This is a genomic window from Azospirillum sp. B506, from assembly GCF_000333595.1.
In the GTDB taxonomy this organism is placed as follows: Bacteria; Pseudomonadota; Alphaproteobacteria; order Azospirillales; family Azospirillaceae; genus Azospirillum.
In genome coordinates this window covers 1-1,882 of the sequence record NZ_BADK01000251.1, presented here as the reverse complement: position 1 = coordinate 1,882, position 1,882 = coordinate 1, and the positions used below count along the sequence as shown (strand labels likewise).

Genomic DNA, 1,882 nt, shown 5'->3' with positions numbered 1-1,882 from the left:
CCACGGATCGCAACCCCTCCCCAACGACCTCTCCGACGGAGCGGTCGACGCCACCCTTCGCCTGATGCTTCGCCGCGGAAAGTAAGCCTGACATGCGCGCCCTCCCCCTCTCGATCGGCACCATCCACTTCGTCGGCATCGGCGGTATCGGCATGAGCGGCATCGCCGAGGTGCTGCGGAACCTGGGCTACACCGTCCAGGGGTCCGACCTTGCCGAGAACGCCAACGTCAAGCGCCTGCGTGAGCTGGGCATCAAGGTGTTCGTCGGCCATCGCGGCGAGAACATCGCCGGCGCTGCCGTCGTCGTCGTCTCCTCCGCCGTCAAGCGCGACAATCCGGAGGTGGTGGCCGCCCGCGCTGCCCTGGTTCCGGTGGTGCGCCGTGCCGAGATGCTGGGCGAGCTGATGCGCCTGAAATGGGCCATCGCCATCGGCGGCACCCATGGCAAGACCACGACCACCTCGATGGTCGGCCACATGCTGGAGCACGCCAACCTCGACCCGACGGTCATCAACGGCGGCATCATCAACGCCTACGGCTCCAACACCCGGCTGGGCACCGGCGACTGGATGGTGGTCGAGGCGGACGAGAGCGACGGCACCTTCGTCAAGCTGCCGGCCTGCATCGCCGTCGTCACCAACATGGATCCGGAGCATCTGGACTTCTACGGCACCTTCGACAACGCGCGGGCCGCCTTCGACAGCTTCGTCCAGAACATACCCTTCTACGGCTTCGCGGCACTCTGCATCGACCATCCCGAGGTGCAGGCGATGATTCCCCGCGTGTCGGACCGCCGCATCGTCACCTACGGCTTCTCGCCGCAGGCCGACATCCGCGCGGTCAACGTGGAGCTGGGGCCGGACGGCGCCAAGTACGACGTGCTGATCTATGACCGCCACACCGGCGAGAGCCGCGCCATCGCCGGCGTGCGCCTGCCGATGTACGGGCCGCACAATGTCCAGAACTCGCTGGCTTGCTTCGCGGTGGGCAACGAGATGGGCCTGCCCGACGTGGTGATGCGCGACAGCATGGCCAAGTTCCAGGGCGTGAAGCGCCGCTTCACCAAGACCGGCGAGGCCAACGGCATCACCGTCATCGATGATTACGGTCACCATCCGGTGGAGATCGCCGCCGTGCTGAAGGCCGCCCGTACCGCCGGCACCGGCCGCACCATCGCCGTGGTCCAGCCCCACCGCTATTCCCGCCTCGCCAACCTGTTCGAGGAGTTCTGCACCTGCTTCAACGACGCCGACGCCGTGATCGTCGCCGACGTCTATGCCGCCGGCGAGGCCCCCATCGAGGGCGTCAGCCGCGACAGCCTGGTGGAGGGCCTGCGCATGCACGGCCACCGCCACGTCGTTGCCTTGCAAAACCAGCAGGAACTGGCTCAGGTGGTCCGCGAGATGGCCAAGCCCGGTGACTTCGTCGTCTGCCTGGGCGCCGGCAACATCACCCAGTGGGCGAACGCCCTGCCGGGTGAGCTGGCCGCCCTCTATGGCGCGACGCGATGACGGCAGCGCCCAGCATGAACGCCTCCGAAGGCCACTTGATCGAGCGGATGCCCGCCGTGCGCGGCCGGCTGACCGCCGACGCTGCACTGGCGCCGGTGACGTGGTTCCGCGTCGGCGGCCCGGCCGAGGTGATGTTCCGCCCGGCCGACGCCGACGACCTCGCCGACTTCCTGGCCGCCCTGCCGGCCGGGGTGCCGGTGACGGTGATCGGTGTCGCCTCCAACCTGCTGGTGCGCGATGGCGGTGTGCCGGGCGTCACCATCCGGCTCGGCCGCGGCTTCACCGACATCACGGCAGATGGGATGACGCTGGCCGCCGGGGGCGGCGGCCCTCGACCTGAACGTCGCCATGGTCGCCCGCGAAGCCGGCAT

General features: G+C 68.9%; 1 protein-coding gene and 1 pseudogene. Both read left to right on the top strand.

All coding sequences use genetic code 11. The features are described from left to right. Positions 1-92 precede the first annotated feature (92 nt). On the top strand, positions 93-1,511 hold the full coding sequence (gene murC / locus I71_RS07795; protein WP_042693530.1) for a UDP-N-acetylmuramate--L-alanine ligase: 1,419 nt from the start codon (positions 93-95) through the stop codon (positions 1,509-1,511). 14 nt (positions 1,512-1,525) lie between these two features. Then, positions 1,526-1,882: pseudogene (locus tag I71_RS07790) on the top strand (UDP-N-acetylenolpyruvoylglucosamine reductase); the annotation flags it as partial.